Here is a 26,844-nt window from a genome sequence, read left to right on the forward strand (position 1 = left end):
CAGATTCCACTTGATACATATCAACTTTCAACGCACCGCCCAATTGAAAGAATGGCTCCCCGTATAATCAAACCCTAGGGAGTTAATATGAGTCTCAATGTTTTCTGGTTCCTGCCAACGCACGGCGACGGCCGCTACCTAGGCAGCGCCAACCAGGCACGCGCCGTGGATCAGGCCTACCTGCAACAGATCGCCCAGGCGGCGGAAAAGCTCGGCTACGGCGGCGTCCTGATTCCCACCGGGCGTTCCTGCGAGGACTCGTGGATCGTGGCTTCCAGCCTGATTCCGGTGACCCGCACGCTGAAATTCCTGGTCGCCCTGCGCCCGGCGACCTTCTCGGTGACCGCCAACGTGCGCATGGCCGCGACGCTGGATCGGCTGTCCGGCGGACGCCTGCTGGTCAACGTGGTGGCCGGCGGCGACTCGTCCGATCTGGAGGCCGACGGCAACTTTCTCGGGCATGACGAACGTTATGACCACGCCGGCGAATTCCTCAGCGTGTGGAAGAAACTCTTCGCCGGTGAAACGGTGGACTTCGACGGTGAACATATTCAGGTAAAAGGCGCGCGGCAGATATTCCCCGCCTTGCAGCAACCGCATCCGCCGTTGTTCTTCGGTGGTTCTTCGCCGGCCGCCCATGAAGTGGCCGCCGAACATGTGGACTTATATATTTCCTGGGGTGAAACACCCGACGAGGTGGCGAAGAAGTTCGCCGACATCCGTCGCCGCGCCGCCGCCCTCGGCCGCACCGTGCGTTTCGGTGTGCGCCTGCACGTGATCGTCCGCGAGACCGAGCAGGAAGCCTGGCAGGCCGCCGATCGCCTGATCAGCCACCTCGACGACGACACCATCGCCCGCGCCCAGGTCTCGCTGGCGCGGATGGATTCCCACGGCCAGCAGCGCATGCAGGAACTGAACAACGGCAAGCGCGGCGATCTGGTCGTCAGCCCCAACCTCTGGGCCGGCGTCGGCCTGGTCCGCGGCGGCGCCGGCACTGCGCTGGTGGGCAGCCCGCAACAGGTCGCCGACCGCCTGCTGGAATACGCCGAGCTGGGCGCCGACACCTTCGTGCTCTCCGGCTACCCGCATCTGGAAGAGGCCTACCGTTTCGCCGAGCTGGTGTTCCCGCTGCTGCCGCTGCCGCTCCAGGAAAAACTCGGCGCCAACCTGATCAGTCCCTTCGGCGAAGCCATCGCCAACGATCAGTTGCCGCTGCGCGCCGCGCAGAGCTGAGCCACCACCCTCCGCCCGGCACCCAAAGTGCCGGTGCGCATGGCGCACCCTACGTTGTCCCGATGAAGCGCCAGGCATCCCCGACCGTAGGGTGCGCCGCGCGCACCACCAGCCGGCCCGGGGGTACCGGTGCGCATGGCGCACCCTACGTTGTCCCGGTGAAGCGCGAGGCATCCCGACCCTAGGGTGCGCCGCGCGCACCATCGGCCAACGCGCAAGTGCCGGTGCGCATGGCGCACCCTACGTTGTCCCGATGAAGCGCCAGGCATCCCGACCCTAGGGTGCGCCGCGCGCACCATCGGCCGGCGCGGGGGTACCGGTGCGCATGGCGCACCCTACGGAACGGCTTCGTCCCCCATGAGCCGGCATCAACGTGGCAGTCGATCATCCGGCTGCAGCAGCGGCACCTCGACGCTGAGGGTGTCGGGGTACTTGATGCCGGCGCCGGTGCTCAGCGCCACCACGCGTTCGCCGGCCCTGATCCAGCCGGCCTCGCGAAACTAGCGGGCGGCGGCGAACAGCGCCGCGCGGACACGGCGGTTCGTCATCAGGCGGGATCGATCAGCTGCCCGGATTGACGTGGGCTTCCTCGAAGAAATAGTCCTTCCAGGACGTCGCCTTGTTCTTCAGCACGCCCAGCTCGTTGAGCTTCTCGGCGTAGATGAAGGTGCGCTCCGGGGAGACGGTGAAGTCGATCTCCGGGTCTTCGACGATCTTCTGCACGAAGGCCAGCGGCAGCTTGGATTGCTCAACGTCGATGTAGGTCTGCGCAGCCTTGGCCTTGTCCGCCTTGATGATCTGCGAGGCCTCGACGAGGGCGTCATAGAAGGCCTTGTAGGTCTTCGGATTCTCGTCGTGGAATCTCTGCGTGGTGTAGAGCACGTTGAAGGTGGCCTGGCCGCCGAGGATGTCGTAGGAGCTGATCAGCTTGTGCACCTTGGGGTTTTCCAGCGCCTGGTACTGGAACGGCGGGCTGGAGAAATGCGCGCTGATCTCCGAGCCGCCGGCCAGCAGCGCGGCGGTGGCGTCCGGGTGCGGCAGGCTTACGGAGATCTTGTCGAAGCGCTGGAAGTCGGCGTTGCCGTAGCGCTTGGCGGTCTCGATCTGCAGGGTGCGCGACTGGAAGCCGACGCCCGCGGCCGGCACGGCGATGCGGTCCTTGTCGGAGAGGTCGTCGAGGGTCTTCACCTCGGCGCGGTTGCTCAGCAGGTAGTTGGGCATCGAACCCAGCGAGGCGATGGCCTTGACGTTCTGCTTGCCGCGGGTGCGGTCCCACACGGTGAGCATCGGCGGCACGCCGGCCGAGACCACGTCCAGGGCGTTGGCCAGCAGCGCCTCGTTCATCGCGGTGGCGCCGGAAATGGTCCGCCAGTCGACCTCGACGTTGTCCAGGCCCAGGGCCTTGCCGTGTTTCTCGATCAGCTTCTGTTCCTTGACCACGTCGAGGATCAGGTAGCCGATGCCGAACTGCTGGGCGATGCTGATGCTGCCTTCGGCCTGGGCCAGCGTCGGCGCCAGCAATGCGGCGGCCAGCAGGGTGTTGCGGATGCGATGGTTCATGGTGTCCCCAAAAAAGTAGTGGCCGCTGACGGCCGGATATCGGTGTTGGCAAAGGCCGATCCGGCGGCCCGGTCTCGGAGAACTCTGGTAAGGCGGATCACGCTTTGGCGGCCCATCGGGTGGCGAGCCAGCCAAGCCTCCGCCTGGTGGATGAAAAGAGCGTTATCCACCCTACAAGCGCCGTAGGGTGGATCGTGCTTCATCGATCCACCGGGGGGCTGTCCAGCCCGACCTCCGCCTAATGGATGCAAAGAGCGTTACCCCGCCTACGGCCGGCGTTAGCCGCGCTGCATTCCCCAGCGCTTCACGGTTACTCGCTCCAGGGTGGCGAACACCAGGTTCTCCACCACCAGGCCGATCAGGATCACCGCGACCAGCCCGGCGAAAACCTTGTCGGTGTACAGCTCGTTGCGGTTCTGGAAGATGTACCAGCCCAGCCCGCCCTTGCCGCTGGAGGCACCGAACACCAGTTCGGCGGCGATCAGCGTGCGCCAGGCGAAGGCCCAGCCGATCTTCAGCCCGGCGAGGATCGACGGCAGCGCCGCCGGCACCAGGATCAACAGGACGAAACGCAGCCCGCGCAGACCGTAGTTGCGCCCGGCCATGCGCTGGGTTTCGGAGACGCCGAGGAAGCCGGCGTAGGTGTTCAGCGCCAGCGGCCAGAGCACCGAATGCACCAGCACGAACACCAGGCTGGCTTGGCCCAGACCGAACCAGAGCAGCGCCAGCGGCAGCAGCGCGATCGGCGGCAGCGGGTTGAGCATCGACGTGAGGGTGCTGAGCAGGTCGCGGCCGAGCTGGGTCGACACCGCCAGGGTGGTCAGGCCGAACGCCAGGACGATGCCGATCAGGTAACCCTTGAACAGGATCGACAGGGAAATCCCGACGCGCTCGATCAGCACGCCGCTGGCCATGTCTTCGAAGAAGGCGCGGGCGGTCTGCAGGAAGCTCGGCAGCATCAGGTCGTTGGCCTGGTAGCGCGCGACCACCTCCCAGAGCACGGCCAGCAGCACGAGGATCAGCGTCTTGCGCAGCCAGCCCTGTTGCCACAGGCGTTGCGCCAGCGGCAGCTCGCGCTCCAGCGGCAGGCCGACCAGCGGCGCCAGGGTGATTTCGTATTCCTCGCGCACGGGCGGGATCAGTTTCATGGTGGTGCTCCCGTGTCAGTAGGAAATGCGGATGTCCTGGAAGCGCAGGTCGGGCTCGACCTGCGGCTCGCCGTCTTCATCGAACAGCAGCCGGTGAATGCGCTGCGCGGTGTGCTGGAAGTCGACGCCGCCCAGGCTGTTCAGGTCGTATGGGTGCGCGTTGATCTCCGCCCGCACGCGCCCCGGATGCGGCGAGAGCAGCAGGATGCGGTTGCCCACCACCAGCGCTTCCTCGATGGAGTGGGTGACGAACAGCAGGGTGAAGCGCACTTCGTCCCACAGCTGCAGCAGCTCTTCCTGCATCTTGCGGCGGGTCAGCGCATCGAGCGCGGCGAACGGCTCGTCCATCAGCAGGATCTTCGGCTGCATGGCCAGCGCGCGGGCGATGGCGACGCGCGCCTTCATGCCGCCGGAAAGGGTGTGCGGGTAGGCGTCCGCGAAGGCGGCCAGCCCGACCTTCTCCAGGTAGTGCAACGCACGCTCCTCGGCCTCGCGGCGCTTGAGGGTGCGCGAGGCGAGCAGCGGGAACATGACGTTCTGCTTCACCGTCTTCCACGGCGGCAGTTGGTCGAACTCCTGGAACACCACGATGCGGTCGGGGCCCGGCTCGCTGATGCGCTGATCGTCGAGGCGGATCTCCCCGTCGCTCGGCTCGATGAAGCCGGCGACCGACTTGAGCAGGGTCGACTTGCCGCAACCCGACGGGCCGAGCAGGACGAAACGGTCGCCCGGATAGACGTCGAAACTCACTTCATGGGTGGCCCGGACCACCCGCTGCGGGGTCTTGTATTCCAGGCTGACCTTGTCCACGTGCAGCAGTGCTGCCAGTGCCGAAGCGCTGGCCGTGTGGCCTTGCAGGACGGCGTTCATCGGATTTCCTTTACTGGGTGGGGCTGAGGAGGCGCGCCGTTCAGAACGGCACATCGCCCTGGATGGTGGTGCGGTGCATGCGCCGGCGCAGGTGGCTCGGGCAACCGGTGGCGAGGTGGATCAGCGAGCGGTTGTCCCAGAACACCATGTCGTGCGGCTGCCAGACGTGGCGATGGATGAACTCCGGGCGCGCGCTGTGGGCGTACAGCTCGGCGAGGATCTGCCGGCTCTCGTCCTCGGGAAGATCGAGGATGTGGGTGGTGAAGTTCTCGTTGACGAACAGGCCCTTGCGTCCGGTTTCCGGGTGCGTGCGCACCACCGGATGGACCACCGCCGTGACCTCGGCGAGCTGCGCCGCGGTCAGCGTCGGCCGGCGAATGCCCTTGAACACTTCATCGGCGTAGCGCGCCGTGTAGAGGTGCGCCGCGCGTTTGCCCTGGATGGCGCGGGCCAGTTCCGCCGGCAGGGTTTCATAGGCCAGTTGCTGGCTGGCGAACAGGGTGTCGCCGCCCTCTTCCGGCAGTTCCTGGGCGTAGAGCATCGAGCCCAGGCTGGGGAATTCCTTGTAGGACAGGTCCGAGTGCCAGAACTTGCCGGCATCGCCCAGGCCGATCGGCTGGCCGTTCTCGACGATGTTGGAAATGATGAAGACTTCCGGGTGCCCGGCCAGCAGGAACTGCTTGAGCACGTGGATCTGCAGCGGGCCGAAACGGCGGCTGAAATCGACCTGCTGTTGCGGGCTGATGTGCTGGTCGCGGAACACCAGCAGGCCGTGGTCGAGGTGGGCGCGATGGACGCGGGCGAAATCCGCGTCATTCAGCGGGCGGGCGAGGTCGAGGCCGACGATCTCCGCGCCGAGCTGGCCCAGCGGCCGGATTTCGAAGTGTTGCGAGGTGGTCTCCGGGGAAGGAGTCGCCACCGCAGTTACCGCGTTCATGGATGTTTCTCCATGCAGGCGCGACGGACGCGCGCAGTGAAAGGATCAGGACGATGTCGCCCTGGATTCTCGTTTCATGTGCGGCGCGCCGGTTGGCCGGCAGGTACGCGAGTGACGACTATAAGTGAATAAGAATGGCGGATATAAATACGATTAGCGCATAAGGTTATGGCCGGGCGCGCGGCTCGTCCGCCAGCACCCGGCGCAGCAGATCGAACAGCGCGATACGCGTCTGCGGGTCCTCGCTGGCGAGCTGCAGCTGCCGTTCGAGGCGCGCCAATCCGCAGGGCGCGGGCAGGTTCAGGTGCTCGGCGAGAATCTCCGCGCCGCTACTGACCAGCAGCGCGAAGTGGATGACGCTCTCCAGCTCGCGGGTGTTGCCCGGCCAGTCGTGCTGCTCCAGCGCCTCACGCGCGGACTGGGCGAACTGCGGCAGCGCCAGGCCGAGGCGCTGGGCGTAGGTGCCGAGGAAGTACTCGCCCAGGGCGAGGATGTCGCCGGGCCGTTCACGCAACGGCAACAGGTGCACGTAGCCTTCGCCCAGGTAGTGGTAGAGACGCTCGTTGAACTTGCCGGCGGCGACGGCCTGGCCCAGGTCGATGCTGGTGGCGGCGACCAGGCGCACGTCCGCCGGACTCGGCTGGCGCGCGCCGACACGGATCACCTCGCGGGTCTCCAGCGCGGCCAGCAACTTGCCCTGCAAGGCCAGTGGCAGGTCGCCGATCTCGTCCAGATAAAGCGTGCCGCCGGTGGCCGAACCGAACCAGCCGGCGCGGCTGCTGGCCGCGCCGGTGTGGGCGCCCGGCGCATGGCCGAACAGCTCGGCCTCGCCGTAGGTCGGGCTCAGCGCCTCGCAGTTGACCGCGACGAACAACCCCTGGCGCTCGCTGCTGCGGTGGATGTAACGCGCCAGCAGCTCCTTGCCGGTGCCGGTTTCGCCGCGGATCAGCACCGGCAATTCACTGTCGGCGAGCTGCTCGACACGTTCGCGCAGCTGCCGCGAGCGCGGATCGATGAACACCAGCGCCTTGGCGCGAATGCTCAGCGGGTTCTTTTCGGCATCGGGGAAAGCCAGCAGCGGCTGGCGCAGGTCATCGTGCATGGGATTGTTCCTGAAACGTCGAGGCCGCCGGGGCTTCCATGGGCGCGGCGGCCTCGATTGAAGAAAGAACTCAGGCGCTGTGTCGCGCCAGCCGGTCGATCCGCGCCTGCAGCCGGTAGAGCCAGGCGAAACCCTGCTCCCAGCGGGTGTAGCCGGACTTCACGTTGATATGCCCCGCGCCGACTAGGATGCTCGCCTCGGACTCCCACCCACGCGCCAGCTCCAGCGCGCGGGCGGCGGTGGCGGCCGGGTCGTCGTCGGAGCCGATAAGCTGGCTGGGAAACGGCAGCGGCCGCGTGGGAATCGGCGCGAAGTTGTGCAGCGCTTCCGGGCAACCGGGGCGCTCGACGTCCGCCGGCGCCACCAGCAGCGCACCACGCACGCGGCGCAGCAGGGCGGGCGAGGCCTGCTCGGCCCAGTGCGCGACGGTGACGCAACCCAGGCTGTGGGCGATCAGCATCACCGGCCTGCGCTCGGCGGCGATTTCGCGCTCCAGCGCCGCCACCCAGTCCTCACGTTGCGGCCGCTCCCAGTCGGCCTGCTCGACCCGCGCGCTGTTCGGCAGGCTGCGCTGCCAATGGCTTTGCCAATGCTCGTCCGAGGAGCCCTGCCAGCCGGGCACGATGAGGTAGCGGATCGATTCGTTGCGCATGTTCGCCTCCAATGTTCTGGCGGCAGTGTAGGCAGCCTGAATCGAGCAATGAAGGAATAAAAGATTATGTTCTTATTCTACAAATTCACTTTGCAGCGACATTACATGCGCTCTAAAGGTTATATAAAAATACTAAAACGGTATTTTTAAGAATAAAAATACCTCCTTATATTCGCCTCCACGCCATTGCCATCGCATGGCGCCCAGCGAAGGAAAGACCCATGAGCGCAACCATAAGAAGCGTCGATGGCCAGGACGAGCAAACCATCCTGCGCGAAATCCAGAGTGCTCTGCGCGACCTGCGTTTCGGCTCGGTGGAAATCACCGTCCACAACGCCCAGGTCGTGCAGATCGAACGCAAGGAAAAATTCCGCCTGCAGCCGTCCTCCGGCAAGCCGGCCTGAATTCACCCCGACCGGACCGCCGGAGGCATGAGCATGAAAACGATTAGAAGAAGCATGTCCCCGCACGGCTATCGCCGCTGTTGCTGGCGAATGCGCTGAACCCCCGATCGAACCGCACCAGCCAACACTGAAGAATTCATCCGCGCGCCAGGAACGGCGCGCTTCGGAGCGCACCATGTCGACCAAATCCATCCGTTCGTTCAGCCTGGCGCTGATCGCTGGCGCCCTGTTCAGCGCGCAGTCCTTCGCCGCCACCGAACTGCTCAACGTCTCCTACGACCCCACCCGCGAGCTGTACGTCGAGTACAACGCCGCCTTCGCCAAGCACTGGAAGGCCGAGACCGGCGAAGACGTGGTCATCAAGCAATCCCACGGCGGTTCGGGCAAACAGGCTCGCGCGGTGATCGACGGCCTGCAGGCTGACGTGGTGACCCTGGCGCTGTCCGGCGACATCGACGCGCTGAACCTGCTCAAGCCGCTGATCGACCCCAACTGGCAGGCGCGCCTGCCGCAGAACAGCACGCCGTACACCTCGACCATCGTGTTCCTGGTGCGCAAGGGCAACCCGAAACACATCAAGGACTGGGACGACCTGGTGAAGAGCGGCGTCGAGGTGATCACCCCGAACCCGAAAACCTCCGGCGGCGCGCGCTGGAACTTCCTCGCCGCCTGGGCCTACGCGAAGAAAAAGTACGGCAGCGATGACAAGGCCCTGGAGTTCGTCACCGAGCTCTACCGCCACGCCCCGGTGCTCGATACCGGCGCCCGCGGCGCGACCATCAGCTTCGTCCAGCGCCAGCTCGGCGACGTGCTGCTGGCTTGGGAGAACGAGGCCTACCTGTCGCTCGCCGAGGAAGGCGGCGACCAGCTGGAAATCGTCACCCCGTCGCTGTCGATCCTCGCCGAGCCGCCGGTTTCGGTGGTCGACGCCAACGTCGATCGCAAGGGCACCCGCAAGGTCGCCGACGCCTACCTGCAATACCTCTACAGCGAGGAAGGCCAGCGCATCGCGGCGAAGAACTTCTACCGTCCCCGCGATGCCAAGGTCGCGGCCGAGTTCAAGGACAAGTTCGCCCAGCTCGAACTGGTGACCATCGACAAGGAGTTCGGCGGCTGGAAGCAGGCTCAGCCCAGGTTCTTCGACGATGGCGGCGTGTTCGACGACATCTTCAAGAAGATCAATCAGTAACACCGCTACCTCGCGTACCGCGTGCCGCTCCCTCGGGAAGCGGCACCGGCGCTTCCGACCAGGCTTAGATACCTTACCCAAGGACGCCACATGTCCCACCGAACCTCCCCGGTCATACCCGGCTTCGGGCTGACGCTGGGTTACACCATCAGCTACCTCGCGCTGATCGTTCTGATCCCCCTCGGCGCCATGCTGATCTATTCCCTGCAGATGAGCGCCGAACAATGGTGGTCGCTGATCAGCAGCCGCCAGGTGCTGTTCTCGCTCAAGCTGTCGTTCGGCACCGCGCTGTTCGCCGCCCTGCTCAACGGCGTGCTCGGCACGGTGCTGGCCTGGGTGCTGGTGCGCTACCGCTTTCCCGGCCGGCGCATCATCGATGCGATGGTCGACATGCCCTTCGCCCTGCCGACCGCGGTGGCCGGCATCGCGCTGACGTCGCTGTACGCGCCCAACGGACTGATCGGCTCGCTGTTCCCCTTCAAGATCGCCTACACCCCGCTGGGCATCACCCTGGCGCTGGTGTTCGTCACCCTGCCGTTCGTGGTGCGCACGCTGCAGCCGGTGCTGGCCGACATTCCCAAGGAAATCGAGGAAGCGGCGACCTGCCTGGGCGCGCGTCCCTTGCAGGTGTTCCGCCACGTGCTGCTGCCGAGCCTGCTGCCGGCCTGGGTCACCGGCTTCGCCCTGGCCTTCGCCCGCGGCGTCGGCGAGTACGGCTCGGTGGTGTTCATCGCCGGCAACATCCCGCTGAAGACCGAGATCCTGCCGCTGCTGATCGTCTCCAAGCTCGACCAGTACGACTACAAGGGCGCCACCGGGATCGGTGTGCTGATGCTGGCGGTGTCGTTCGTGCTGCTGCTGTTGATCAACCTGCTGCAGCGTCGCCTGCAGCCGCAGAACTGAGGAGCGCGGGATGAGCACCGCAAGCGCAACCCTGACCAAGGACAGCGCCGTGCGCGCCAGCGTGCAGCGCACGCCCGCCGCGCTGATCCTGATCGGCCTGGCCTGGATCATCTTCGCGGTGGTCCTGCTGCTGCCGCTGTACATCGTCGTCACCCAGGGCCTGCAACGCGGGCTGGACGTGTTCTGGAACGCGATCAGCGAACCGGACGCCATCTCCGCCCTCAAGCTGACCCTGCTGGCCACCGCCATATCGGTGCCGTTGAACCTGGTGTTCGGCGTCGCCGCGGCCTGGTGCGTGACCAAGTTCGAGTTCCGCGGCAAGAGCCTGCTGATCACCCTGATCGACATGCCGTTCTCGGTTTCGCCGGTGGTCGCCGGCCTGATCTACGTGCTGCTGTTCGGTTCGCAGGGCGTCGTCGCCCCGTTCCTCCAGGCGCATGACCTGCAGATCGTCTACGCGGTGCCGGGGATCGTCCTGGCGACCATCTTCGTCACCTTTCCCTTCGTCGCCCGCGAGCTGATTCCGCTGATGGAAGAACAGGGCACCACCGAGGAAGAGGCCGCGCGGCTGCTCGGTGCGAACGGCTGGCAGATGTTCTGGCACGTCACCCTGCCCAACGTGAAATGGGCGCTGATCTATGGCGTGGTACTCTGCACGGCCCGGGCGATGGGCGAATTCGGCGCGGTATCGGTGGTCTCCGGGCACATCCGCGGGATGACCAACACGCTGCCGCTGCACATCGAGATTCTCTACAACGAATACAACATCGTCGCCGCGTTCAGCGTGGCGATCCTGTTGCTGGCGATGGCCCTGGTGATCCTCCTGCTGCGGCAGTGGAGCGAATCGCGGCTGAGCCGCAGCCTGGTGCGCGACGACGAATGATCGCGCGCCAGATACCGAACGAAACTACCGGCGCCACGCGCCGTCACCCGGCCAACGCCGTGGCACAGCAAACGAGGCTGACATGAGCATCGAGATTCGTGGCATCAACAAACACTTCGGCAACTTCCAGGCGTTGAAGAACATCGACCTGCACATCCGCAGCGGCGAACTGGTCGCCCTGCTCGGCCCGTCCGGCTGCGGCAAGACCTCGCTGCTGCGCATCATCGCCGGCCTGGAAACCCCGGACACCGGCAGCATCGTGTTCCATGGCGAGGACGTTTCCAGCCATGACGTGCGCGACCGCAACGTCGGCTTCGTCTTCCAGCACTACGCCCTGTTCCGCCACATGACGGTGTTCGACAACGTCGCCTTCGGCCTGCGCATGAAGCCGAAGAAGCAGCGCCCGAGCGAAAGCGTGATCGCCAGCAAGGTCCACGAACTGCTCAACCTGGTGCAGCTCGACTGGCTCGCCGACCGCTACCCGGAGCAACTCTCCGGCGGCCAGCGCCAGCGCATCGCCCTGGCCCGCGCGCTGGCCGTGGAGCCGAAGATCCTGCTGCTCGACGAACCCTTCGGCGCGCTCGACGCCAAGGTGCGCAAGGAGCTGCGCCGCTGGCTCGCGCGCCTGCACGAGGAAGTCCACCTGACCTCGGTGTTCGTCACCCACGACCAGGAAGAAGCGATGGAAGTCGCCGACCGCATCGTGGTGATGAACAAGGGCGTGATCGAGCAGATCGGCACCCCGGCGGAGGTCTATGAGAAACCCGCCAGCGAGTTCGTCTACCACTTCCTCGGCGACTCCAACCGCCTGCAACTGGCCGAGGACAACCACCTGCTGTTCCGCCCGCACGAGGTCTCGCTGTCGCGCTCGGCCGCGGACGAATACCGCGCCGCGCAGGTCCGCGACATCCGCCCGCTGGGCGCGATCACCCGCGTGACCCTGCAGGTCGACGGCCAGGACGAACTGATCGAGGCGGAAGTCGCCAAGGATCACGGCAGCCTCGCCGGCCTGGTCCGCGGCGAAACCCTGTACTTCAAGCCGAAGGCGATTCTCACGCCGTCCAGCGCCGTGCAGCACGTCTGACCGCCCCGCCGCCGCGCGCCAGACGGGCGCGCGGCCTTCCGGCCAAACCGCGCCGGCCCTCCCAGGCTCATTCCGCCGCGATTGCGCACGCAATGGCGTCGAGTTCGACGCGTTCGATCGTAAAAATCACACTTTCGAGCAATCCGAAAACTCCGTTTCGGCGTTAGGCTATGCACCGACTGCCCAGAGAGGCAGCGCTGGCTCACAACAATAAGATCAGGAGCTTTCCGGAAATGAATCCCAAGCCATTCCTCGTACTGCTGTGCACCCTCCTCGCCGGGCTGACGACCGCCGCCGCGCCCGCCGCACAGGCCGAGCTGTCGGTTCTCGAGCAGGTGCAGATCTACGCCTCACGCGCCACCTCGAGCCTCATCCTGCTGCGCGGGGAAGGCTTCCAGGACATGTACCGCGAACGCCTCGAACAGGACATCAAGGCCCTCGATGCCGCCATGCGCCGCGTGCCGGAGCCCAGCAGCGCGCTGCTCGCCGAACAGCGCGACCTGGTGGCCGAACTGCGCCGTGGCGTGGCCTTCGGCCCCAGGGAGGACGCCATGCCCTGGGGTTATCCGCTGGAGCTGAACAAGCGCCTGCGCGACTTCCTCACCGCCGCCCGCGCGATGCCCGGCGCGCCGCACACCGAAGTCGCCGCCAAGGTGGAGTACCTCGGCGTGCAGTACCTCAACCGCGCCTACCTCGGCGCCTTCGAGATCGCCCGCGAACAGCCGGAAAACTACCTCGGCCAGGACGAACGCCAACTGGTGCCGTCCATCGACGCGGAGATACAGACCTTCGCCGCCCGCGACCCCGCCGCCCTGGCCCGCCTGCAGACACGCTGGAAGTTCCTCCGCGCCGCGTTGCTGGACCTCAACAGCCAGAGCAACTCGCTGATCAGCGTGTCCGGTCGTCCCTACGCGCCCACCGTGGTCGACCGCAACACCCGCACCCTCAGCGACCAGTGGATGAGCATGAACTGACCCACCGGCACGGTACGTAGGGTGCGCCATGCGCACCGAAAACTCCTGCGCCAAACCTCGACCCGCATCGCCACCCAGGGTGCGCGCGGCGCACCCTACGGAGCGTGCCGCGCTTATGCTCAACCCTCCAGACGCATCCCCGCGGGCGGCGCGCTGCGCTTGGTCGGGATGGATAACCATGAATTGAACCGCCGCCGCATTCCGAATGGGTGCGCCATGCGCACCGGAATCATCCGCCGCGCCTTCGCCAAACCCTGAAACCACATCGCCACCCACGGTGCGCGCGGCGCACCCTATGGGCGTGTCGTGCTTATACCCACTCGTCCAAGCACATTCCGTAGGGTGCGCCATGCGCACCGAAAACATCCGCCACGTCTGCGCCAAACCCTGAAACCGTATCGCCACCCACGGTGCGCGCGGCGCACCCTACGGGGGCGTGCCGCGCTTACGCCCATCCTTCCAGGCGCATCCCGGCGCGCACCAGGCGCTGCTCTTCCTGCTCGATCTCGCGCAGGTTGTCGCGAATGCTCTGGATATGGTCGCGCGCCGCGCGCTGCGCCTGATCGGGCAGGCGGCCGATCACCGCCTGGTAGAGGCGCGCGTGCTGGCGGTCGATCTGGCGCTTCTGCAACGGCCGGTGGTAGAGGTTGTTCACCGAGGCGTAGACCGTGCTGAGCATCAGGTCGGTGAGCGATTGCAGCGTGTGCACCAGCACCGGATTGTGCGACGCCTCGCAGATCGCCAGGTGGAAGGCGTGGTCGAGCCGCGCATGTTCCCTCGGGTCGGTGCCCTGGCCCTCGTGGGCCGCGAGCATTTCCTCGTAGCGCCGGCCGAGCAGGACGAAATCCGCATCGGTGCCCCGCAGCGCCGCCAGCCGCGCAGACTCCGCCTCCAGCAGCACGCGCACTTCCAGCAGGTCGTAGAGCGTGCGCGGCTGCGAGCTGAACAGGTGCATCAGCGGCGTGGCATCGCGCTTGCCGGACAACGACGCGACGAACGAGCCGCGGCCCTGGGCGGTCTCGATGATGCCGTGGCCGCGCAGCACGCGCAGGCCCTCGCGCAGCGCCGAACGCGACACGCCGAGCTTGTCGCACAGGCGCCGCTCCGACGGCAGCGCCTGGCCGACCTTGAGCACGCCGTCGACGATCAGGCGTTCGATGCGCTCGGCGACCCGGTCGGCGACCTGGCCACGTTCGCTGGGCGTTTCCGTAAGCATCCTTCACCTCGTCGTACTGGTAGGACCAGGTAAAACCCGCCAGTCATGTATGAACGGCCGGTTACCTCTGGCTGCCATTTTGCCTGGCTTGCAGCGATCTGTACGCCCGGCGCTCCCGCAAAAACTGGTAGGACCAGTGCTGCCGGCGATGGACGCGCGCGCGAACGCCGGCGCACCATGCGACGCATAAGCGCCTACCCCGACCGGGCGGCGCGGGACAACAACGACAATAGAGCTGACCGAGCCTGATATGAACATCCTCTACGACGAGCGTGTCGACGGCGCGTTACCGAAGGTCGACAAGCAGGCGCTACTCACCGAGCTGCGCCGGCATTTGCCCGACCTGGACATCCTGCACAGCGCCGAAGACCTCAAGCCCTACGAGTGCGACGGCCTCTCCGCCTACCGCACCACGCCGATGCTGGTGGTGCTGCCACGCCAGATCGAGCAGGTCGAAACCCTGCTCAAGCTGTGCCACCGGCTCAAGGTTCCGGTGGTCGCGCGCGGCGCCGGCACCGGCCTTTCCGGCGGCGCGCTGCCGCTGGAGCAGGGCATCCTGCTGGTGATGGCGCGCTTCAACCGCATCCTCGAGATCGATCCCGCCGGGCGCTGCGCCCGCGTGCAGCCCGGCGTGCGCAACCTGGCAATATCCCAGGCCGCCGCGCCCCACGACCTCTACTACGCGCCGGACCCGTCCTCGCAGATCGCCTGCTCCATCGGCGGCAACGTCGCCGAGAACGCCGGCGGCGTGCACTGCCTGAAGTACGGCTTGACCGTGCACAACCTGCTCAGCGTGGAAATCGTCACCATCGAGGGCGAGCGCATGACGCTCGGCTCGGACGCCCTGGACAGCCCGGGCTTCGACCTGCTGGCGCTGTTCACCGGCTCCGAGGGCATGCTCGGCGTGGTGGTGGAAGTCACCGTCAAGCTGCTGCCCAAACCGCAGGTGGCCAAGGTGCTGCTGGCCAGCTTCGCCTCGGTGGAAGCCGCCGGGCGCGCGGTTGGCGACATCATCGCCGAGGGCATCATCCCCGGCGGGCTGGAGATGATGGACAACCTGGCGATCCGCGCCGCCGAGGACTTCATCCAAGCCGGCTACCCGGTGGACGCCGAGGCGATCCTGCTCTGCGAACTGGACGGCGTCGAAGCCGACGTGCACGCCGACTGCGACCGCGTGCGTGCGGTGCTGGAAAGGGCCGGCGCCAGCGAAGTGCGCCTGGCCCGCGACGAGGCCGAGCGCGTGCGCTTCTGGGCCGGTCGCAAGAACGCCTTCCCGGCGGTGGGGCGGCTGTCGCCGGACTACTACTGCATGGACGGCACCATCCCGCGGCGCGAGCTGCCCGGCGTGCTGCAGCGCATCGGCGAGCTGTCCGCCGAATTCGACCTGCGCGTGGCCAACGTCTTCCATGCCGGCGACGGCAACATGCATCCGCTGATCCTCTTCGATGCCAACCAGCCCGGCGAGCTGGAGCGCGCCGAGGAGCTCGGCGGCAAGATCCTCGAACTCTGCGTGGCGGTGGGCGGCAGCATCACCGGCGAACACGGCGTCGGGCGCGAGAAGATCAATCAGATGTGCTCGCAGTTCAGCGGTGACGAACTGACCCTGTTCCATGCGGTGAAGGCGGCCTTCGACCCCGAGCGCCTGCTCAACCCCGGCAAGAACATCCCGACCCTGCACCGCTGCGCCGAATTCGGCGCCATGCACATCCATGCCGGGCAGTTGCCCTTCCCCGAACTGGAGCGTTTCTGATGAGCGTCGAAATACGCGCAACCGGCAGCCGCGACGCCGACATCAGCGAACGCCTGCTCGCCGACGTCCAGCAGGCGCTGGCATCCAACACCCCGCTGGCGATCCACGGCGGCAACAGCAAAGCGTTTCTCGGACGTCCGGTTCAGGGCACGGCGCTGAGCACCGCCGAGCACCGCGGCATCGTCAACTACGACCCCACCGAGCTGGTCATCAGCGTGCGCAGCGGCACCCCGCTCGTCGAGCTGTGCGCCGCCCTGGAAGCCGCCGGGCAGATGCTGCCCTTCGAGCCGCCCGCGTTCGGCGCCGCGGCCACCGTCGGCGGTACCGTGCTCGCCGGCTTGTCCGGCCCACGGCGGCCATGGGCCGGTTCGGCACGCGACTACGTGCTCGGCGCGCGGGTCATCACCGGCCTCGGCAAGCACCTGCGCTTCGGCGGCGAGGTAATGAAGAACGTCGCCGGCTACGACCTGTCGCGCCTGATGGCCGGCAGCTTCGGCTGCCTCGGGCTGGTCACCGAAGTCTCGCTCAAGGTGCTGCCCAAACCGCGCCTGTGCACCAGCCTGCGGCTGCAGATGGACACCCGCAGCGCGCTGGCGCGGCTCTCCGAATGGGGCCAGCAGCCGATCCCGATCAGCGCCGCCAGCCATGACGGGCAAGCGCTGCACCTGCGCCTGGAGGGCGGGGAAGGTTCGGTGAAGGCGGCCTGCGACCGCCTCGGTGGCGACCCGCTAGATGCCGGTTACTGGGAAGGGCTGCGCGAACATCGGCTGGACTTCTTCGCCGATGGGCGCCCGCTGTGGAGGCTGTCGCTGCCGAACAACGTTGGCGAGCTGGCGCTGCCCGGTGAACAACTGATCGACTGGGGCGGTGCGCAGCGCTGGCTGAAGTCCGACGCCGACGAGGCGCACATCCGCGCCATCGTCGGCGAGGCCGGCGGCCACGCCACCTGCTACAGCGCCGGGCACACCGACACGCCCTTCCAGCCGCTGGCCGCGCCCCTGATGCGCTATCACCGCCAGCTCAAGGCTCAGCTCGATCCGCAGGGAATCTTCAATCCCGGGCGGATGTATTCCGAGGTCTAACGCGTGCAAACCAATCTCTGCGATCAAGCCAAACGCCTGGAACAGGCCGCCGAAGCCGAGCGCGTGCTGCGCAGCTGCGTGCACTGCGGCTTCTGCAACGCCACCTGCCCGACCTACCAGTTGCTCGGCGACGAGCTGGACGGCCCGCGCGGGCGCATCTACCTGATCAAGCAGTTCCTCGAAACCGACGTGGTGACCGAGAAGACCCAGCTGCACCTGGACCGCTGCCTGACCTGCCGCAACTGCGAAACCACCTGCCCGTCCGGCGTCGAGTACCACAAGCTGCTGGACATCGGCCGCGCCGCGGTCGAGGCACGGGTGCCGCGCTCGCCGGGCGAACGCGCGCTGCGCGCCGGGTTGCGCGCGGTGGTGCCGCACGCCGGGCTGTTCAAGGCACTGATCCGCACCGGCCAGGCGTTCCGTCCGCTGTTGCCGGAAGCGCTCGAGAACAAGCTGCCGCGCCACGCGCGCCCGGCCAAGGCACGCCCGCTGGCGCGCCATGCGCGGCGCGTGCTGATGCTCGAAGGCTGCGTGCAGCCGGGGCTTTCGCCGAACACCAACGCCGCCACCGCGCGGGTGCTCGACCGCCTGGGCCTGAGCGTCGAGCCGGCCCGCGAGGCGGGCTGCTGCGGCGCGGTGGACTATCACCTGAACGCCCAGGAGAAGGGCCTGGAGCGCGCCCGACGCAACATCGACGCCTGGTGGCCGGCGATCGAAGCGGGCGCCGAGGCGATCCTGCAGACCGCCAGCGGCTGCGGCGCCTTCGTCAAGGAATACGGCCACCTGCTGCGTGACGATCCGGCCTATGCGGCGAAGGCCGCGCGGGTCAGCGAACTGGCCAAGGACCTGGTGGAAGTGCTGCGCGAGGAACCGCTGGAGAAGCTCGGCATCCACGCCGACCGGCGCCTGGCGTTCCATTGCCCGTGCACCCTGCAGCATGCGCAGAAGCTTGGCGGCGCGGTGGAAGGCGTGCTGTCGCGGCTCGGCTTCCACCTCACCGCGGTGCCCGACGGCCACCTCTGCTGCGGCTCGGCCGGCACCTACTCGATCACCCAGCCGGAGCTGTCCAGGCAACTGCGCGACAACAAGCTCAACGCCCTGGAGAGCGGCAACCCGGAAGTCATCGTCACCGCCAACATCGGCTGCCAGACCCACCTCGACGGCGCCGGCCGCACGCCGGTGCGGCACTGGATCGAGCTGGTCGAGGAGGCACTGCACTAGCGCCGCATGAGGTGCGCATGGCGCACCCTACGGACGAGGCCCCGCGCGGGCGGTCGTAGGGTGCGCTGCGCGCACCGGCAGGCATCGCCCGTTACGCACCTGCAGGCTGGATGACGCTCTTTCATCCACCGCTACACCGCCAGGTGGATCGATGAAGCGCGATCCACCCTACGCACTAGCGCAGCACGGGGTGCGCATCGCACACCCTACGGACGAGGCCACCGCGCCGGCGAGCGGGTCGTAGGGTGCGCCGCGCGCACCGGGCATTCCATCAGAGGCTGTGCGGCCGCTCCCAGTAGCCGGGCTGGTTGTACTGCTCGCGGAGAAAGTCGATGAAGCAGCGCACCTTCGCCGGCAGGTAGCGTTGCTGCGGGTAGACCGCCTGGATGTCGTAGTCCGGCAGGGCGAATTCGTCGAGCACGGTGACCAGTTCGCCGCGCTGCAATTCGGAATGGATCTCCCAGGTCGAGCGCCAGCCGATGCCCAGGCCCTGGCGAATCCAGGCGAACAGCAGCTCGCCGTCGTTACAGGCGAGGTTGCCGGCGACCTTCACCGCCACCTGGCGACCGTCGCGCAGGAAGGTCCAGCCGCGGTGCTGGCCGCCCTTGAGGTTGAACGCCAGGCAATTGTGCCGGGCCAGGTCCTCGAGGGTTTCCGGCCGGCCGTGCTCGGCGAAGTAGCCGGGCGTGCCGCACACCACGCGGCGGTTGGGGAACAGCTTGATCGCCACGTAGTTGGGGTCGGTGACCGCGCCGATGCGAAGGCTCATGTCGTAGTTCTCGCCGATCAGGTCGATCACGCTGTCGGTGAAATCGAAGGACAGCTTGAGCTCCGGAAACAGCTTCTGGAACGCCAGCACATGGGGCGCGACGTGCAAACGGCCGAACGACGCCGGCGCGGACACCACCAGGTGGCCGCTGACCGACGACGAACTGCTGCTGATGCTCGCCTCCACTTCGTCGAACTCGCGAAGCAGGTGGCGGGCGCGCTCCAACAGTTGCTCGCCGGGCTCGGTGAGGGTCAGCCCGCGGGTCGAGCGGTGCATCAGCTTCACCCCCAGGCGCCGCTCCAGGGCGTCCAGCCGGCGGCCGAGGATCGCCGGCGTGACGCCCTCGCTGAGCGCGGTCGCGGCGAAACTGCCGCGCTGGGCGACCTGAACGAAGCTGTGTAATTCGGTGTAGCGGCTCATTCGATACTCCCAATATCGATAGAAACCCTTTTCCGGGCATTTTCCCCGCCCAAGGCCTGATCCATCGTCGCATCCATCAATAAAAATATCGACTCGCAGGTCGAAGGAGCGATGACGAGGCCCGACGCCGTCGGGCGCGAGCACGGCGGCATTGCCCACTATCGACGCGGCACGTCGAAGGCGTCCTGCACATGGCGATAGCTAAGACGGCGCCCCTCCGACGACACCGGGTTGCGCAGTGGCGGCCAGCACCGATACCCTCATGGTTCACCCGCGATGGCGTCCTGAAATCCATGCAGCCTCTCCGAGCGCTCTGGAATGCCCCTCCTGCCGAACTTGTGATATCCCTGACCCAGGGTAAGTCGATACTTCCGGTATCGACAGAAAACAGTTTTTAGCTGTTCATCCTCGTCGCCCGCTGAGCCATCCTTCGTCCATCACCCACCCGGCGGATCATTTCTACGAGCGCGCTCGGGAAAAAGTCGGCGGGGTGTGGTCTGAAGAAACCGATCCCCACGCCGCGGCCGGGGTTAGCGATGATCCTGTCCGCGTTGCCACTGCCCAACAAGAACGAGGCCCCACATGCTCAGCAAAGCCGTACTCAGCCAGACCGAAGTCAGCCGCATCCTCAGCGCGGCCCGTAACGAAGCGCAGCAGAACGGCTGGGCCGTGACCATCGCCGTGGTCGACGACGGCGGCCACCTGCTGGCGCTGGAACGCCTCGACGGCGCGCCGGCGAACAGCGCCTACATCGCCCCGGAAAAGGCCCGCAGCTCGGCCCTTTCGCGCAAGGAAACCAAGGCGCTGGAAGACATGGTCAACGGCGGCCGCACCGCCTTCGTCACCGCCCCGCTGATGACCTCGCTGGAAGGCGGCGTGCCGGTGCTGGTGGAAGGCCAGGTGGTCGGCGCGGTCGGCGTGTCCGGGGTCAAGGCCGACCAGGATGCGCAGGTCGCCAAGGCCGGCATCGCCGCCCTCTGAGCCCCGCCGATCGGCTGCGCGTCGGCCAGCGTAGAGCACCTGCCCCGCAGGCCGCGCGATAGAGACGAACAGGCTGCAATCGTTACCCGAACAAGAGAGAGACCGAACATGACCGAACGCGTAACCCTCAATCGCCTGCAGGTCGCCGCCAACCTGCAACGCTTCGTCGACGACGAAGTTCTGCCCGGCAGCGGTATCGACAGCGCCGCCTTCTGGGCCGGCTTCGATGCCCTGGTCCATGACCTCGCGCCGAAGAACCGTGCGCTGCTCGCCGAACGCGACCGCCTGCAGCTGGAGCTGGACACCTGGCACAAGGCCAACCCCGGCCCGGTGAGCGATCTGCCGGCCTACCGCGCCTTCCTCGAATCCATCGGCTACCTGCTGCCGCAGCCGGCCAGCGTCGCCGCGCGCACCGCCAACGTCGACCGCGAGATCGCCGAGCAGGCCGGCCCGCAGCTGGTGGTGCCGGTGATGAACGCGCGCTATGCGCTGAACGCCGCCAATGCCCGCTGGGGCTCGCTGTACGACGCGCTCTACGGCACCGACGCGATCAGCGAGGACGGCGGCGCCAGCAAGGGCCCGGGCTACAACGAAGTGCGCGGCGCCAAGGTGATCGCCTTCGCGCGGGCCTTCCTCGACCAGGCCGCGCCGCTGGCCAAGGGTTCCCATGCCGACGCGCAACGCTACCAGGTGGTTGGCGGCCAGTTGCAGGTCGCACTGAAGGACGGCAGCACCAGCGGCCTGGCGCAGCCCGAGAAGTTCATCGGTCACCAGGGCGACGCCGACCAGCCGGTCGCCCTGCTGCTGAAGAACAACGGCCTGCACTTCGAGATCCAGATCGACGCCTCCAGCCCCATCGGCCGCACCGACGCCGCCGGGGTCAAGGACGTGCTGATGGAGGCCGCGCTGACCACCATCATGGACTGCGAGGACTCCATCGCCGCGGTCGACGCCGACGACAAGGTGGTGGTCTACCGCAACTGGCTGGGCCTGATGAAGGGCGACCTGGTCGAGGAACTGGACAAGGGCGGCAAGCGCGTCACCCGCCGCCTCAACCCCGACCGCGAGTACACCGCCGCCGACGGTTCCAGCCTGACCCTGCATGGCCGCTCGCTGCTGTTCATCCGCAACGTCGGCCACCTGATGACCAACCCCGCGGTCCTTGACGGCGAGGGCAACGAGGTGCCGGAAGGCATCCTCGACGGCGTGTTCACCAGCCTGATCGCGCTGCACGACCTCCAGCGCCGCGGCAACTCGCGCAGCGGCAGCGTCTACATCGTCAAGCCGAAGATGCACGGCCCGGCCGAAGTGGCCTTCGCCAACGAGCTGTTCGGCCGCGTCGAGGACCTCCTCGGCCTGCCGCGCCACACCCTGAAGATGGGCATCATGGACGAGGAGCGGCGCACCAGCGTCAACCTCAAGGCCTGCATCGCCGAGGCGGGCGACCGCGTGGCGTTCATCAACACCGGCTTCCTCGACCGCACCGGCGACGAGATGCACACCGCCATGGAAGCCGGCGCGATGCTGCGCAAGGGCGACATGAAAGGCAGCGCCTGGATTCAGGCCTACGAGCGCAACAACGTGCTGGTCGGGCTGTCCTGCGGCCTGCGCGGTCGCGCGCAGATCGGCAAGGGCATGTGGGCGATGCCGGACCTGATGGCAGCCATGCTGGAACAGAAGATCGGCCATCCGAAATCCGGCGCCAACACCGCCTGGGTGCCGTCGCCGACCGCCGCCACCCTGCACGCGCTGCACTACCACCAGGTGGACGTACAGGCCGTGCAGCAGGAGCTGGAGAAGATCGACCTCGCCAGCCAGCGCGACGACCTGCTCGCCGGCCTGCTCAGCGTGCCGGTGGCCGCCGAGCGCAACTGGAGCGCCGCGGACATCCAGCAGGAGCTGGACAACAACTGCCAGGGCATCCTCGGCTACGTGGTGCGCTGGGTCGAACAGGGCGTCGGCTGCTCCAAGGTGCCGGACATCCATGACGTCGGCCTGATGGAAGACCGCGCCACGCTGCGCATCTCCAGCCAGCACATCGCCAACTGGCTGCACCACGGGGTGGTTGGCGAAGCGCAGGTGCGCGAAACGCTGGAGCGCATGGCCAAGGTGGTCGACGGGCAGAACGCCGGCGATCCGCTGTACACGCCGATGGCCGCCGACTTCGGCAAGTCCTTCGCCTTCCGCGCCGCCTGTGACCTGGTGTTCAAGGGCCGCGAGCAACCCAGCGGCTACACCGAGCCGCTGCTGCACCAGTGGCGCCTGGCGTTCAAGAAAGGCTGATACGAAGGCGTAACCGCCGGGCGGTCGCGACGCGAACCGCCCGGCGCCAACGAGGCCCCGAGCATGCCCCGCATGCCGGGGCTTGTTCTTGTCCGCCAATCGGCGGGCGCACCGACGCCCCGCTTGGCGGATCGGGCGTTCTGCGATAGGTTGCCGACGCAAACCGTGAGCGTCGCCTGAGGTAGATATGAAGAAGTGGCAATGTGTTGTGTGTGGGCTGATCTACGACGAAGCCGAGGGCTGGCCGGATGACGGCATCGCAGCCGGCACGCTCTGGCAGGACGTCCCCGAAGACTGGCTGTGCCCCGATTGCGGCGTCGGCAAGAGCGACTTCGAGATGATCGAAATCGCCTGATCCGCGCCCGAAACCCCACGGCGGCCCCCAACGGCCGCCGTTTTTTTGTCCGTCGCAGGCGCGGCGGGCCGCGGCGAATTGGCGAACGCGGCGCTTTGCGCTACGGTCGTCGGCCCGCCCCATCCTCGACGGAGAGAATCATGAGTGCACCCCTGGTGATCATCGGCACCGGCCTGGCCGGCTACAACCTCGCCAGGGAGTGGCGCAAGCTGGATAGCGAAACCCCGCTGCTGCTGATCAGCGCCGATGACGGCCGCTCCTACTCCAAGCCAATGCTCTCCACCGGCTTCGGTAAGGACAAGGATGCCGATGCGCTGGTGATGGCCGAGCCCGGCGCCATGGCCGATCAGCTCAAGGCCGAGGTGCGCACGCACACCCGCGTCACCGGCATCGACCCCGGACACAAGCGCCTGTGGATCGGCGAAGAAGCCGTCCCGTACCGTGACCTGGTGCTCGCCTGGGGTGCCGAAACGTTGCGCGTGCCGGTGGCCGGCGACGCCCAGGAAGCGATCTTCCCGATCAACGACCTGGAAGACTACGCGCGCTTCCGCAGCGCCGCGGCCGGCAAACGCCGCGTGCTGATCCTCGGCGCCGGGCTGATCGGCTGCGAGTTCGCCAACGACCTCAGCCTCGGCGGTTTCCAGGTGAGCCTGGTGGCGCCCTGCGAGCAGGTGATGCCGGCGCTCCTGCACCCGGCCGCCGCCCGCGCGGTGCAATCCGGACTGGAAGGCCTGGGGGTGAACTTCCACCTCGGCCCGACCCTGGCCAGTCTCGACCGCGCCGGCGACGGCCTCGACGCACACCTATCCGACGGCTCGCGGATCGCCTGCGACCTGGTGGTCTCCGCCATCGGCCTGCGCCCGCGCACCGACCTCGCCGCTGCCGCCGGGCTGCAGATCAACCGCGGCGTGATGGTCGACCGCCAGCTGCGGACCTCCCACGCGAACATCTACGCACTGGGCGACTGCGCCGAAGTCGACGGCCTCAACCTGCTCTACGTGATGCCGCTGATGAGCTGCGCCCGTGCGCTGGCGCAGACGCTGAACGGCACGCCGACCGCGGTGAGCTACGGCCCGATGCCGGTGACGGTGAAGACGCCGGTGTGCCCGCTGGTGGTCTCGCCGCCGCCGCGCGGCAGCCAGGGCGAATGGCAGGTCGAAGGCAGCGGCGCGGACATCAAGGCACTGTGCCTGGGCTCCGGGGGCGAGCTGCTCGGCTATGCCCTGACCGGCAGCGCGGTGCAGGAGAAACTGGCGCTGAATCGACAGCTGCCGGCGCTTCTGGCGTAAATGCCGCCCGTTCTGTCGCAAAAAGCCTCGAGTTACCGTCGCCAGTCTTGAGCCGCGACTGGCGCGGGCTCCGGAGGCATGCCATCCTCCGTGGGGTCTGCCGCAGCGCAGAGCTGTTGCGGCGCCTAGGGCGCTGTTCGGGAAGAACAGCACGGACACAACAACAATAACCGTCAAAGAGGCATCTATGCGCAAACCGGAACTCGCCGCCGCCATCGCCGAGAAGGCAGACCTGACCAGAGATCAGGCCAATCGCGTACTCAACGCCGTTCTCGATGAAATCACCACCGCACTGAACAAGAAGGACAGCGTGACGCTGGTCGGATTCGGCACCTTCGTGCAACGCCACCGTGGAGCCCGCACCGGGAAGAATCCGCAGACCGGAGAGCCGGTGAAGATCAAAGCCAGCAACACCGTCGCCTTCAAACCGGGCAAATCGCTCAAGGACGCCGTCAACTGACGCCGCCAACCTGTCGGGAACGGCCCTCTCGTCTGCCGCGAAGGGTCGTCTCCGACGGGCGCTCCAGCCCGCTGCCGAAGCACCCGCCGAACCACCCGAAAGTCCAGCTGTGAGGGGCCGGGCGAGCCGCTAGAATCGCGCCGCCGTGTCAATTCTCCCTCGAGGCTGCGCATGAAATTCCGCTTTCTTCTCTGGATGCTGGGCCGAATGATGGCCAAGGCAAGCCGCGACAACCCCGCCTTCCGCCAGCAGCTGGCCGGCAAGGATCTGGTCTTCCAACTGCATACCCTCGACGGCAAGCTCGCCCGCCACTACATCGTTCGCGACGATCGCGTGGTCGGCAAACGCGGGCCGGCGGTGGCACCCGCCTTCGCCGTCGGCTTCAAGGATGCGGCCTACGGTTTCGCCACCATGACCGCGAAGAACAAACAGTTGGCGTTCATGCAGGGCATCCAGAACAAGGACATCCAGATCCAGGGCAACCCGGCGCTGGTGATCTGGTTCCAGGGCCTGACCAAGTACCTGGCGCCGAAGAAGAAAAAGCCGGTGGACAAAGCCGCCTGAGGCGATGCCAGACAACGAAAAAGGGGCCTCGCGGCCCCTTTTTCAGATCGGCTGCATTCAGTTCGGTTTGCCGAACTGCGACGCCAGCTCGCGCAGCGCGGCTTCGGCGGCGAGTACCTTGTTCACCGCGTCGTTGGCTTTCTCGCGGGTGATGTCGAGGCGCTCGAAGAGGCTGTCGGGAATCTCGCTCTCGGGACCGGAGCCGATGCCATGCGCACGCAGCAGGCGCACCGCGAGGAACACCAGATTCGGGTAGACCGCGTAGTCGCCGTCGTAGTCCGGATCGTTCTGGAAGCGCAGCGCGGTGCACAGCTCTTCGGGCATGTCCCAGTGCTGCATCAGCCAGCCGCCGATCTGCTCGCGGGTGATGCCCAGCAGGTGATGCTCGACGATGCTGTGGTCTATGTGCGGATTGACCTCCAGGTGCCGGCAGATCAGCGAGAAATGCGGCGGGAAGACGTGCGCCAGCACCAGGTAACCGAAGTTGTGCAGCAACCCGGCGAGGTAGGTGAGGCCGGCCTCCGGGCGGTGCGTGCGCGGCATCGCGCGGGTCAGACCCTCGATCACGGCGGCGGTGTAGATTGCCTGGTGCCAGTAGGGCGTGGCCTGCTGCGGATGATCCTTGGGCAACGCCAGGGTCTTGCCCAGCGCCAGGCCGAGGGCCAGGTTGATCACCAGATCGAAGCCGAGCACCCGGACGATGGCGTCCTCGACCGAGCGGATCTTGCCCGGCGCCGCGTAGTAAGGCGACGCCGCCCAGCTGACCACCTGGGCCGCCAGCGCGGGATCGGTTTCCACCACCCCGGTGATGTCGTCGACGCTGGCGCTCGGATCGACCCGCAGCTTGACGATCTTCTGCGCGGTCTCGGCCAGCGGCGGAATCTCGATGGTTTCCTCCAGACGCTGCTGGATGCGACGTGCGGTGAACGCCTGCACCGCCTGGATGATTTCGGCACGGTCGTCGTGCGGGCGTTTCAGGTTCGGCCGGATGTTGCTCAGCGGCTCGCCGAAATGCGCGGAGCTGGCCTTGTTCAGCAACGCCTTGAAGCTGTCGCCGGCGATGTCCAGCAGCAGCCCCGGCTGGCCCGACTCGATGCTCAGCTCACGCTGCTGCAGCAGCCGCTCTTCGTACAGGCATGGCGAGCTGGTCAGCATCGGCAGCGCCGGAAGCAGGCTCAGCGCGTGCTTGCTCAGCATCTTTTCCAGGCGCTCTGGCTTCACCGCGGTGAGCTGGCGCCCGGTCAGTTCGGCCAGGCGGCCGAGGTCGAGCATCTGGCTGCGCGGGTAGAGCACCAGCAGCGCGCCAACGGCGTCCTCGAGCAGCACCGCCTGTACCCGCTGTTCCGGGTTCAACGCGCCCTGCTCGCTGCGTTCCTTGAGAGGCAGGCCGAGCTTCTCCAGCAGTTGCGTGATCAGCGCAGGGGTATGGGGCGTATCGTCGGAGACAAGCGCGACTTCGGTCATCAACTGATTCCTACAGGCATTTGTGCCGAAGTATACCCATCGTTTCCGCCG

At 67.0% G+C, this 26,844-nt stretch carries 25 protein-coding genes; 16 read left to right on the forward strand and 9 right to left on the reverse strand.

Annotation, left to right across the window (positions count from 1 at the left end; genetic code table 11):
- Window positions 1–87: 87 nt before the first annotated feature.
- Complete coding sequence (ssuD, locus tag B3E91_RS07530; RefSeq protein WP_287028922.1) at window positions 88–1,233, forward strand: FMNH2-dependent alkanesulfonate monooxygenase; 1,146 nt, start codon at window positions 88–90, stop codon at window positions 1,231–1,233.
- A gap of 561 nt (window positions 1,234–1,794) precedes the next feature.
- Here the strand turns inward: ssuD and B3E91_RS07535 are convergent.
- From B3E91_RS07535 to B3E91_RS07560, 6 genes are all read right to left on the reverse strand, one after another.
- On the reverse strand, window positions 1,795–2,793 hold the full coding sequence (locus tag B3E91_RS07535) for an ABC transporter substrate-binding protein (RefSeq protein WP_287028923.1): 999 nt from the start codon (window positions 2,791–2,793) through the stop codon (window positions 1,795–1,797).
- A 278-nt stretch (window positions 2,794–3,071) separates the two neighbouring features.
- Window positions 3,072–3,941, reverse strand: coding sequence for an ABC transporter permease (locus B3E91_RS07540; RefSeq protein WP_287028924.1), 870 nt, complete (start codon window positions 3,939–3,941; stop codon window positions 3,072–3,074).
- A gap of 15 nt (window positions 3,942–3,956) precedes the next feature.
- On the reverse strand, window positions 3,957–4,811 hold the full coding sequence (locus B3E91_RS07545; protein WP_287028925.1) for an ABC transporter ATP-binding protein: 855 nt from the start codon (window positions 4,809–4,811) through the stop codon (window positions 3,957–3,959).
- A gap of 40 nt (window positions 4,812–4,851) precedes the next feature.
- Window positions 4,852–5,748, reverse strand: a complete 897-nt coding sequence (locus tag B3E91_RS07550) for a TauD/TfdA dioxygenase family protein (protein ID WP_287028926.1) — start codon at window positions 5,746–5,748, stop codon at window positions 4,852–4,854.
- A 166-nt stretch (window positions 5,749–5,914) separates the two neighbouring features.
- Window positions 5,915–6,850, reverse strand: coding sequence for a sigma 54-interacting transcriptional regulator (locus B3E91_RS07555; protein ID WP_287028927.1), 936 nt, complete (start codon window positions 6,848–6,850; stop codon window positions 5,915–5,917).
- A 70-nt stretch (window positions 6,851–6,920) separates the two neighbouring features.
- Window positions 6,921–7,502 (reverse strand): RBBP9/YdeN family alpha/beta hydrolase, encoded by a 582-nt coding sequence (locus B3E91_RS07560; RefSeq protein WP_287028928.1) that lies wholly within the window; start codon window positions 7,500–7,502, stop codon window positions 6,921–6,923.
- A 221-nt stretch (window positions 7,503–7,723) separates the two neighbouring features.
- On the opposite strand from B3E91_RS07560, the gene oscA reads away from it, so the two are divergent.
- From oscA to B3E91_RS07590, 6 genes are all read left to right on the forward strand, one after another.
- Entirely contained in the window at window positions 7,724–7,906 is a 183-nt protein-coding gene (gene oscA / locus B3E91_RS07565; protein WP_090224769.1) for a sulfur starvation response protein OscA, read from the forward strand.
- A 175-nt stretch (window positions 7,907–8,081) separates the two neighbouring features.
- A complete protein-coding gene (locus B3E91_RS07570) occupies window positions 8,082–9,095 on the forward strand; it encodes a sulfate ABC transporter substrate-binding protein (RefSeq protein ID WP_287028929.1) in 1,014 nt (337 codons plus the stop codon).
- Window positions 9,096–9,185: 90 nt separating this feature from the next.
- Window positions 9,186–9,998 carry a sulfate ABC transporter permease subunit CysT gene (cysT, locus tag B3E91_RS07575; RefSeq protein ID WP_287028930.1) on the forward strand — a complete coding sequence of 271 codons (813 nt, stop codon included), beginning with the start codon at window positions 9,186–9,188 and terminating at the stop codon, window positions 9,996–9,998.
- 10 nt (window positions 9,999–10,008) lie between these two features.
- Window positions 10,009–10,881 (forward strand): sulfate ABC transporter permease subunit CysW, encoded by an 873-nt coding sequence (gene cysW, locus B3E91_RS07580; protein WP_287028931.1) that lies wholly within the window; start codon window positions 10,009–10,011, stop codon window positions 10,879–10,881.
- 82 nt (window positions 10,882–10,963) lie between these two features.
- Complete coding sequence (locus B3E91_RS07585; RefSeq protein ID WP_287028932.1) at window positions 10,964–11,965, forward strand: sulfate/molybdate ABC transporter ATP-binding protein; 1,002 nt, start codon at window positions 10,964–10,966, stop codon at window positions 11,963–11,965.
- Between the two features lie 233 nt (window positions 11,966–12,198).
- Window positions 12,199–12,939, forward strand: coding sequence for a hypothetical protein (locus B3E91_RS07590; RefSeq protein ID WP_287028933.1), 741 nt, complete (start codon window positions 12,199–12,201; stop codon window positions 12,937–12,939).
- A gap of 445 nt (window positions 12,940–13,384) precedes the next feature.
- Here B3E91_RS07590 and glcC read toward each other — a convergent pair whose 3' ends face one another.
- The gene (gene glcC / locus B3E91_RS07595) at window positions 13,385–14,155 is read right to left on the reverse strand and encodes a transcriptional regulator GlcC (protein ID WP_273234597.1); all 771 of its coding nucleotides are present in this window, start codon (window positions 14,153–14,155) and stop codon (window positions 13,385–13,387) included.
- 250 nt (window positions 14,156–14,405) lie between these two features.
- Here glcC and glcD point away from each other — a divergent pair, with 250 nt between their 5' ends.
- The 3 genes from glcD to glcF are packed head-to-tail and all read left to right on the forward strand — an operon-like array spanning window position 14,406 to window position 18,208.
- Window positions 14,406–15,905 (forward strand): glycolate oxidase subunit GlcD, encoded by a 1,500-nt coding sequence (gene glcD, locus B3E91_RS07600; protein ID WP_287028936.1) that lies wholly within the window; start codon window positions 14,406–14,408, stop codon window positions 15,903–15,905.
- On the forward strand, window positions 15,905–16,987 hold the full coding sequence (gene glcE / locus B3E91_RS07605; protein WP_287028937.1) for a glycolate oxidase subunit GlcE: 1,083 nt from the start codon (window positions 15,905–15,907) through the stop codon (window positions 16,985–16,987). Before glcD ends, glcE begins: the two co-directional genes overlap by 1 nt.
- Before the next feature lie 3 nt (window positions 16,988–16,990).
- Window positions 16,991–18,208 carry a glycolate oxidase subunit GlcF gene (gene glcF / locus B3E91_RS07610; protein WP_273234601.1) on the forward strand — a complete coding sequence of 406 codons (1,218 nt, stop codon included), beginning with the start codon at window positions 16,991–16,993 and terminating at the stop codon, window positions 18,206–18,208.
- Between the two features lie 271 nt (window positions 18,209–18,479).
- Here the strand turns inward: glcF and B3E91_RS07615 are convergent, their stop codons facing one another.
- The gene (locus tag B3E91_RS07615) at window positions 18,480–19,397 is read right to left on the reverse strand and encodes a LysR family transcriptional regulator (RefSeq protein WP_287028938.1); all 918 of its coding nucleotides are present in this window, start codon (window positions 19,395–19,397) and stop codon (window positions 18,480–18,482) included.
- Window positions 19,398–19,979: 582 nt separating this feature from the next.
- Between B3E91_RS07615 and B3E91_RS07620 the strand changes: the two genes are divergently transcribed.
- From B3E91_RS07620 to B3E91_RS07645, 6 genes are all read left to right on the forward strand, one after another.
- Window positions 19,980–20,378, forward strand: a complete 399-nt coding sequence (locus B3E91_RS07620; RefSeq protein WP_090224751.1) for a heme-binding protein — start codon at window positions 19,980–19,982, stop codon at window positions 20,376–20,378.
- A 108-nt stretch (window positions 20,379–20,486) separates the two neighbouring features.
- The gene (locus B3E91_RS07625) at window positions 20,487–22,661 is read left to right on the forward strand and encodes a malate synthase G (RefSeq protein WP_287028940.1); all 2,175 of its coding nucleotides are present in this window, start codon (window positions 20,487–20,489) and stop codon (window positions 22,659–22,661) included.
- 187 nt (window positions 22,662–22,848) lie between these two features.
- A complete protein-coding gene (locus B3E91_RS07630; protein ID WP_090224747.1) occupies window positions 22,849–23,016 on the forward strand; it encodes a rubredoxin in 168 nt (55 codons plus the stop codon).
- A 140-nt stretch (window positions 23,017–23,156) separates the two neighbouring features.
- Window positions 23,157–24,305 (forward strand): NAD(P)/FAD-dependent oxidoreductase, encoded by a 1,149-nt coding sequence (locus tag B3E91_RS07635; protein ID WP_287028942.1) that lies wholly within the window; start codon window positions 23,157–23,159, stop codon window positions 24,303–24,305.
- A 166-nt stretch (window positions 24,306–24,471) separates the two neighbouring features.
- Window positions 24,472–24,765: an HU family DNA-binding protein gene (locus B3E91_RS07640; RefSeq protein ID WP_255964714.1), complete on the forward strand. Its 294-nt coding sequence runs from the start codon at window positions 24,472–24,474 to the stop codon at window positions 24,763–24,765.
- A 171-nt stretch (window positions 24,766–24,936) separates the two neighbouring features.
- Window positions 24,937–25,329, forward strand: coding sequence for a helicase (locus B3E91_RS07645; RefSeq protein ID WP_287028944.1), 393 nt, complete (start codon window positions 24,937–24,939; stop codon window positions 25,327–25,329).
- Between the two features lie 57 nt (window positions 25,330–25,386).
- Here the strand turns inward: B3E91_RS07645 and B3E91_RS07650 are convergent, their stop codons facing one another.
- Window positions 25,387–26,793, reverse strand: coding sequence for an aminoacyl-tRNA deacylase and HDOD domain-containing protein (locus tag B3E91_RS07650; RefSeq protein WP_287028945.1), 1,407 nt, complete (start codon window positions 26,791–26,793; stop codon window positions 25,387–25,389).
- Window positions 26,794–26,844: the final 51 nt, after the last annotated feature.

The organism is Pseudomonas sp. UBA6310 (assembly GCF_002438225.1).
Taxonomy (GTDB): Bacteria; Pseudomonadota; Gammaproteobacteria; order Pseudomonadales; family Pseudomonadaceae; genus Pseudomonas_O; species Pseudomonas_O kuykendallii.